The organism is Rhodococcus sp. NyZ502 (assembly GCF_041464245.1).
GTDB classification, from domain to species: domain Bacteria; phylum Actinomycetota; class Actinomycetes; order Mycobacteriales; family Mycobacteriaceae; genus Rhodococcus_F; species Rhodococcus_F qingshengii.
On record NZ_CP167155.1, the window covers coordinates 3,316,927 to 3,325,000 of the forward strand.

Here is an 8,074-nt window from a genome sequence, read left to right on the forward strand (position 1 = left end):
GCTTCGATGATGAACCTGAAACCGCGTTGACCGGTGGAGGCGCGCCGACAACTACCACATCAGTCACACCAACACCACAGAACCTTCAATCTGTGACGCGGGCCGCATTCGCGATCTCGAGCAGTTCTTCGGCGTGCGCACGACCGGTCTCGGTGTCGTCCAGCCCTGCCAACATACGGGCCAATTCGACCACCCGATCCGAATCCGACAAGGTCCGCACGCCACTGCTCACCACGCCGCCTTTGTCGTCGACCTTGTCCACCACGAGGTGGGTGTCGGCAAACGCAGCAACCTGCGGAAGGTGGGTGACGACGATAACCTGATGCGTACGAGCAAGTTTCGCCAATCGGCGGCCGATCTCGACAGCAGCGCGACCACCGACCCCCGCGTCCACTTCGTCGAAAACCATCGTCGCACCGGTGTCGCTACCAGCGAGAACAACCTCGAGCGCCAGCATGACGCGTGACAGCTCGCCACCGGAAGCGCTCTTGCTGATCGGAAGTGACGGTGCCCCGCTGTGCGCAGACAGACGGAATTCCACCTCGTCGACGCCGGCAGACCCGGCATGAAGGTCTACTCCCCCGACGCTGAGCGGCGCCGAGTCCTGCGGGCCGGCAGGCTGCGAGCGCACAGTCACCTCGAGACCCGCACGTCCCATCGCCAGACCGGCGAGTTCCGCGCTGACGGCTTTGGCGAGCTTTGCCGCTGCCTTGACTCGCGCGGCGCTCAGCTTTGTGGCGGCTTCCGCGGTGAGGCCAGCCGTCTCCTCGACCTGCTTGGCCAACAGCGACAACGCATCCGACGACACGTCGAGTTTGGACAGACGAGCGCGAGCGGTATCTGCCCATTCGAGAACACCGTCGACATCGGCGGCGTACTTGCGAGTCAGAGTCTTCAGTTCCGATTGCCGCGACAGCAGCGAGTCCAGAGCACCCGGGTCTGCGGGCAGCCCGGACAGATAGGTGTTCAGGTCACCGGCAACATCGGTGACGACGGCAATAGCGTCGGCCAACCGGGAACCGAGGCCGTCCAGATCTGCGTCGGTGACCGACTCGATACGCGCCCGCGCTTCGGACATCAGGTCTAGCGCCGGCATGACCCCGACGTCGCCGCTTGCCATGTCGTCACTACCGGCGAGCGCAGCGTGCGCCTCTTCCGCAGCCGAGCGGAGCGAATCGAGTTCACTGAGTCGTCGAACTTCGGCAACTATCGCCGTGTCCTCGCCTGGCCCGGGTGCCACGCCGTCGATTTCGTTGAGCGCGAAGGTCAACTGATCTGCTTCTTGCGCCAGTTCACGAGCCTTCGACGTGCGTTCGATCAACTCCGAACGAGCATCGAGCCATTCACGACGGTGTTTGCGGTACCTCGTCAGCAGCGTTCCGATTGCCTTGTCCCCGAAGCGGTCCAGCGCATTGCGTTGCTGGTCGGGACGAAGCAATCGCAGCTGATCGTTCTGTCCGTGGACAGTCAGAAGTGGATCCGTGAATTCGGAGAGAACTCCCGCCGGCACGCTTCGTCCGCCGAGATGAGCCCGTGAGCGGCCGTCGCTGCCGACTGTCCGGACGGCGATGATGGTCCCGTCCTCGTCGCGCTCGGCGCCGGACGATTCCAGGATTCGGACGATCTCACGCTCGGTGGCCGGTGAGACGTCGTCGGCGATGAATCGTCCTTCGACGACGGCTCGCGACGCGCCCAACCGCACCCGCCCGGCATCGGCTCGCGCTCCGCTGAGGAGGTGCAAGCTGGTGACGACCATCGTTTTACCTGCGCCGGTTTCACCGGTCAGGACGGTCAGGCCCTCGTGGAACTGGGCGCTGGCCTCGGAGATCACACCAAGACTGTCGATACGGATCTCTGCGAGCACGATTAAGGCTTCCTTCCTCGCCATCCGGTAACCGGAAGCTCGAACTTGCGAACCATCCGATCAGCGAAGGGCGCAGAGTCCAACCGGACCCACTTGACGGGAGTGGCGCCGCGAACGATCTCGACGCGAGCGCCGGCAGGCAGTTCCAACGTACGACGACCGTCGCAGAAGACCAGGCCGTCGTGGCTACCGGCGACGGTCTCCACCGCGATGATCGAATTCGGGCTGGTGACCAACGGCCGCGCGAACAGCGCATGCGCGTTGCTGGGTACGACGAGCAAAGCTTCGAGTTCGGGCCACACGACAGGGCCGCCTGCGGAAAATGCGTAAGCGGTCGAGCCTGTAGGAGTGGACACGAGAACACCGTCGCAACCGAAGGCAGACACCGGTCGGCCGTCGACTTCGAGGACAACTTCGAGAACTCCCAGACGCGAACGATTCTCGATACTGGCCTCGTTGAGCGCCCACCCGCGATCGATGATCTCGTCGTCCACCCGAATCACAACGTCGAGTGTCATACGGGACTCGACGCGATATTCCTTGCGAACTACCTGTGCGAGCGCCTCGTCGAGATGCTCGGCCTCGGTCTCTGCCAGAAATCCGATCCGTCCGAGGTTGATGCCCAGTACCGGAATGGACGCTTCTTGAGCGAGTTCGGCGGCGCGCAGAAATGTGCCGTCACCACCGAGAACCAGAACTAACTCGCATCCGACGGCAGCATCAGGGCCGGGATGAACAACCGTGACGTCGAGACCCGGCGCAGAGAAGCCCGCGGGTTCCGTCATTGCTTCGATGCGCGAGCTGTCTGCTTCGTCGACGAGGACTCGCAGCCCGATTCCCGCCCGTTCGAAAATCTTCCCGACTCGTTTGGCGGTTTCCGTGATGTCACGTCGACCAGGGTGTGCGACAAGAAGGATCTCGCGCGACTCGCCGTTCGTGACCGCGTTCACTGGGGCCCTTCCTCTACAGCCTTGCGAATCATGTCCTCCACCGAAGGAATTCCCTCGGTGTCCGGCTCGTGATCACCGGGCGAACCTGTCTTTCGAAGCCACAGGAAATACTCGACATTTCCCGACGGACCGGGCAATGGGCTGGCCACAACACCTAACGTCCGCAGACCTACCTTTGCAGCAGCCTCCGACACGTCGAGCACAGCCGAGATTCGCAATTCAGGATCTCGTACGACGCCACCGGCACCGACGCGGTCCTTGCCCACCTCGAACTGAGGCTTGACCATCGGAACCAGGTCCGCGCCGTCAGCAGTACAGGCGACAAACGCCCCGAGTACAAGTTTGAGAGAAATGAACGACAAGTCCGCGACAACGAGATCGACAGTTCCGCCGATGGTCTCTGCATCAATTGCACGAACATTGGTTCGGTCGATGACGTGCACCCGGTCATCGGACTGCAGGCGCCACACCAGTTGTCCGTAGCCGACGTCGACTGCGACAACTTCCTTCGCACCACGCGTCAGCAGAACATCGGTGAACCCACCGGTGGATGCGCCGGCGTCGAGGCAACGGCGACCTTCGACCGTCAATCCTTCGGCACCGAAGGCGTCGAGTGCGCCGATCAGTTTGTGAGCACCTCGCGACGCCCACGAAACTTCCTGCTCCACCTCGACGACCCGAAGTGGCGTTCCGGCTTCGATCGCCGTCGCAGGCTTGGTCGCAACGGCTCCCGAGATGAGAACTCGCCCGGCGGAAATCAGTTCTTGCGCATGATCTCGTGACCGTGCGAGTCCGCGACGGACAAGTTCGGCGTCCACCCGTGCTCTACGTGCCACGTCAAGCCCTGTCCACAGAGGCGAGTGCCTGGACGAGCACCTCGTGTGCCTGTTCCAAAATATGTGCCTTCTGCGGAATCACACCTGCTCCGTGCTGATCGTTCGGATCCTGTTCGATGCCACCGAGGCGCGCCAGCAAACCGTCGACGTCAGAACGTATGCGTTCCGGATCGACGGAAGGGCGTGGCCCGGGCAACGGAGATCCGTTACTCGTGTTTCCGGGGTGCGGTGTCGGCGTGCTCATCGGGCACAACGTTAGTGCATGACTCTCGGTTACGCATACACCCGCACCCTCGCGAGTCGAACACATTTGCGAGAGATCAGACGAGCCAGGATGCAAACAGATCCGCCACGCCGGCATCCGACGCTTCCAGGGTCCGGAACGACGGATTAGCCCATGCGACAGGCGCAACCGCGCGTAGAAGCGACATCTCGTCCCCGACAACCGGGCCGTCGACAACCAGCGCCGACCCGTTCACGGAGACAGACCACTTGGAGTCCGCACCGACCAGCGATTCGACGGCCGGCTGATTGAGCGAATCCAGAGTTGCTGCAATGTAGGTGGGGCGCTGCTCAACCGGAGCCCGCAGTACGTCACCCGGCGTGCTCACACCGGTGAGAACCAACAACGAGTCGATCGAAACAGCTTGTGCGCCTTCGATATCGGTGTCCAAACGATCACCGACCACCAGTGGACGCGAGCACCCGCTGCGAGCGAGCGCGTCCTCCATCAGCGGTGCAGCAGGCTTACCTGCCACCAACGGTTCCTGCTTGGTCGCAGCGCGTAGAGCTGCCACCATCGAGCCGTTGCCCAGCACCAAACCCCGCTCCGACGGCAGTGTTGTGTCCAGGTTTGCCGCTACCCACAGCGCACCGGCCCGGATCGCCAAGCACGCCTCGGCAAGGATCGACCAGTTGGTCTCCGTCGAATGTCCTTGAACGACAGCAACCGGAGAATCCGCGAATTCGCGCACCGGAAGCAACCCGACGCGCGTCACCTCGTCGGCCAATGCGTCGGTACCGACGACGAGCACAGCGGCACCGGGTTCGAGACGCTCCGACAGCAGACGCACTGCCGTCTGAGAACTGGTGACGACACGATCGTCTTCGGAATCGAAACCGAGTTCGGTCAGATGCGCCGACACTGCCGAAGGCGAGCGACTCGCATTGTTGGTCACGTAGTACAAGGCCTGCGTGCCCTGACCGAGAGCGGCCTGGGTGCCGGGAATCGCATGAGCTCCGGCGTACAGAGTGCCATCGAGATCGAGCAAAAGTACGTCGTACTGAGTACGAAGCACGGTCACTGATCTTCTCCGGTCAACTCGGCCACCCGTTCTTCAGCATCCGTGTCACCCTCGAGGTCAGCAGCTGCAGCGTTGAGGAACCATTTCAGTCCGTCTTCGACACGACCAGCTGCAACGAGGGCATCGGCGTAGGCGTAGAACAGCCGAGCCGCAGCTTCACCGGTACGCGCTGCGTCCAGATCCTTGGTCTGCAGTGTGACAACTGCCTGGTCGAACTGACCGAGATCCATGCGGGCGCCCGCGACGACGATCCTCAACTCAGACGCCTCGTCGCCCGAAAGCAGGGCAGCCTCGTCGCTACGGCCGAGCTCGATCGCGCGTTCGGGTCGACCCAAACCGCGTTCGCAGTCGGCCATGACAGCGATCAGACCCGGTCCGCCAGCCATTCGACGGGCAGCACGAAGCTCGGAGAGAGCTTCAGCCCATTCACCGGCGTGGTACGCGGTGATTCCGGCAGCTTCACGAACGACCGCAATTCGGCCGGCGCGCTGACGGGCAGCGCGAGCGTGGAGCAGTGCGAGTTCCGGATCTTCGTCGACGAGCTTGCCCGCCATGACGAGGTGACGCGCAACCGTGTTGGCGTTGTCCTTGTCGAGGCTGAGCAGATCCCGACGAACGGCCGGGTCCAACTCCGTGGGCTCTACGTTGTCGGGCAAATCCGGTTCGTCAGGTCGTGCTTGCTGACGGTTGCGGTCGCCATCGCGTCCACGAGGGGTGAACCCACCCTCGCCGCCGCGACGCTGTCCGCCGTTGAATCCGCCGCCGCGGTTACTGTTTCCAGCACCGCCACGGTTGTTGTCTCCGGCACCACCGCGGCGGTCTCCGCCTGCAGCGCCGCGTGATCCACGCCCGTCGTTGTCACGACGGGGGCCACCTGATCGAGGCGCTCCTCCCCCACGGAAGGACCGACGCTCGTCGCCATTCTCCGACACAGTCATTCCTCTCATACAACGCACGAAAGGGGACCCAATATGTTGGGTCCCCTTTCGGTTAACGGGTGTTCGGCGGTGTCCTACTCTCCCACACCCTGTCGAGTGCAGTACCATCGGCGCTGAAGGGCTTAGCTTCCGGGTTCGGAATGGGACCGGGCGTTTCCCCTTCGCTATGACCGCCGTAACTCTATGAAACTGTCACAGTAACCTTCTTCTGATCACCTGGTTTCACCACCCGTCAACACCAGTTTCTGGTGTTGGGGGATGGAGAAAACAGGGTTTCTCATCAGTATCTGTGTGTTGTTTCAGATACCGCACAGTGGACGCGTAGCTTCTTTGTGGTAAGTCCTCGGCCTATTAGTACCAGTCACCTGCATGCATTACTGCACTTCCAGTTCTGGCCTATCAACCCGGTGGTCTGCCGGGGGCCTTACCCCCTCGAGGGGGTGAGAAACCTCATCTTGGAACAGGCTTCCCGCTTAGATGCTTTCAGCGGTTATCCCTTCCGAACGTAGCTAACCAGCGGTGCTCCTGGCGGAACAACTGGCACACCAGAGGTTCGTCCGTCCCGGTCCTCTCGTACTAGGGACAGCCTTCCTCAAGTTTCTAACGCGCGCGGCGGATAGAGACCGAACTGTCTCACGACGTTCTAAACCCAGCTCGCGTGCCGCTTTAATGGGCGAACAGCCCAACCCTTGGGACCTACTCCAGCCCCAGGATGCGACGAGCCGACATCGAGGTGCCAAACCATCCCGTCGATATGGACTCTTGGGGAAGATCAGCCTGTTATCCCCGGGGTACCTTTTATCCGTTGAGCGACACCGCTTCCACTTGCCGGTGCCGGATCACTAGTCCCGACTTTCGTCCCTGCTCGACCTGTCAGTCTCACAGTCAAGCTCCCTTGTGCACTTGCACTCGACACCTGATTGCCAACCAGGCTGAGGGAACCTTTGGGCGCCTCCGTTACATTTTGGGAGGCAACCGCCCCAGTTAAACTACCCACCAGGCACTGTCCCTGAACCAGATCATGGTCCGAGGTTAGAGGTCCAATTCGATCAGAGTGGTATTTCAACAACGACTCCACGATAACTGGCGTCACCGTTTCACAGTCTCCCACCTATCCTACACAAACCGAACCGAACACCAATACCAAGCTGTAGTGAAGGTCCCGGGGTCTTTTCGTCCTGCCGCGCGTAACGAGCATCTTTACTCGTAATGCAATTTCGCCGAGTCTACGGTTGAGACAGCTGAGAAGTCGTTACGCCATTCGTGCAGGTCGGAACTTACCCGACAAGGAATTTCGCTACCTTAGGATGGTTATAGTTACCACCGCCGTTTACTGGGGCTTAAATTCTCAGCTTCGCTCCCGAAGGAACTAACCGGTCCTCTTAACCTTCCAGCACCGGGCAGGCGTCAGTCCGTATACATCGTCTTACGACTTCGCACGGACCTGTGTTTTTAGTAAACAGTCGCTTCTCACTGGTCTCTGCGGCCCCACCCAGCTCAGACAGTAAATGTCGTCACCAGACAGGGCCCCCCTTCTCCCGAAGTTACGGGGGCATTTTGCCGAGTTCCTTAACCATAGTTATCTCGATCGCCTTAGTATTCTCTACCTGACCACCTGTGTCGGTTTGGGGTACGGGCCGTGTGAAAGCTCGCTAGAGGCTTTTCTCGGCAGCATAGGATCACTGAATTCGCCTCAATCGGCTACGCATCACGTCTCAGGCTATGTGCGACCCGGATTTGCCTAGGTCACGCCCTACACGCTTACACCAGTATTACCACTGACTGGCTCAGCTACCTTCCTGCGTCACCCCATCGCTTGGCTACTACCAGATCAGGTCCCATGCATCCACCAACTCGAGACCCGAAGGTCTTCTCGTGGCTTCAGGATGGTTAGTATCACTGATTCACCATGGGCGCGTTCACACGGGTACGGGAATATCAACCCGTTGTCCATCGGCTACGCCTGTCGGCCTCGTCTTAGGTCCCGACTCACCCTGGGCGGATTAACCTGGCCCAGGAACCCTTGGTCATTCGGCGGACGAGTTTCTCACTCGTCTTTCGCTACTCATGCCTGCATTCTCACTCGTGTGGCCTCCACGGCTAGGTCACCCTGCCGCTTCCATGGCCACACGACGCTCCCCTACCCATCCACACACCTGCCCAACACTCCGCAGAGTGAAGG

General features: G+C 61.1%; 6 protein-coding genes and 2 rRNA genes (1 of these 8 cut by a window edge). All 8 read right to left on the reverse strand.

All coding sequences use genetic code 11. The features are described from left to right. Nucleotides 1–85: 85 nt before the first annotated feature. Complete coding sequence (gene recN, locus ACBG85_RS15365; RefSeq protein WP_372023928.1) at nucleotides 86–1,864, reverse strand: DNA repair protein RecN; 1,779 nt, start codon at nucleotides 1,862–1,864, stop codon at nucleotides 86–88. Nucleotides 1,865–1,866: 2 nt separating this feature from the next. Further along, nucleotides 1,867–2,814: an NAD kinase gene (locus ACBG85_RS15370; RefSeq protein WP_003946132.1), complete on the reverse strand. Its 948-nt coding sequence runs from the start codon at nucleotides 2,812–2,814 to the stop codon at nucleotides 1,867–1,869. Next, nucleotides 2,811–3,650 (reverse strand): TlyA family RNA methyltransferase, encoded by an 840-nt coding sequence (locus ACBG85_RS15375; RefSeq protein ID WP_003946142.1) that lies wholly within the window; start codon nucleotides 3,648–3,650, stop codon nucleotides 2,811–2,813. Before ACBG85_RS15375 ends, ACBG85_RS15370 begins: the two co-directional genes overlap by 4 nt. 1 nt (nucleotide 3,651) lies before the next feature. Beyond that, the gene (locus ACBG85_RS15380) at nucleotides 3,652–3,894 is read right to left on the reverse strand and encodes a hypothetical protein (protein WP_003946140.1); all 243 of its coding nucleotides are present in this window, start codon (nucleotides 3,892–3,894) and stop codon (nucleotides 3,652–3,654) included. A 76-nt stretch (nucleotides 3,895–3,970) separates the two neighbouring features. After that, the gene (locus ACBG85_RS15385) at nucleotides 3,971–4,954 is read right to left on the reverse strand and encodes an HAD-IIA family hydrolase (protein ID WP_007731903.1); all 984 of its coding nucleotides are present in this window, start codon (nucleotides 4,952–4,954) and stop codon (nucleotides 3,971–3,973) included. After that, nucleotides 4,951–5,892 (reverse strand): hypothetical protein, encoded by a 942-nt coding sequence (locus tag ACBG85_RS15390; RefSeq protein ID WP_073513327.1) that lies wholly within the window; start codon nucleotides 5,890–5,892, stop codon nucleotides 4,951–4,953. Before ACBG85_RS15390 ends, ACBG85_RS15385 begins: the two co-directional genes overlap by 4 nt. Nucleotides 5,893–5,953: 61 nt before the next feature. Continuing rightward, a 5S ribosomal RNA gene (rrf, locus tag ACBG85_RS15395) occupies nucleotides 5,954–6,070 on the reverse strand. A 153-nt stretch (nucleotides 6,071–6,223) separates the two neighbouring features. Further along, nucleotides 6,224–8,074 (reverse strand): 23S ribosomal RNA (locus ACBG85_RS15400) (it continues 1,284 nt past the right edge of the window).

Coding starts and splice junctions, on each gene's coding strand:
- ACBG85_RS15380 (WP_003946140.1), bottom strand. CDS start 3,894: ATGAGCACGCCGACACCGCACCCCGGAAACACGAGTAACGGATCTCCG.
- ACBG85_RS15390 (WP_073513327.1), bottom strand. CDS start 5,892: ATGACTGTGTCGGAGAATGGCGACGAGCGTCGGTCCTTCCGTGGGGGA.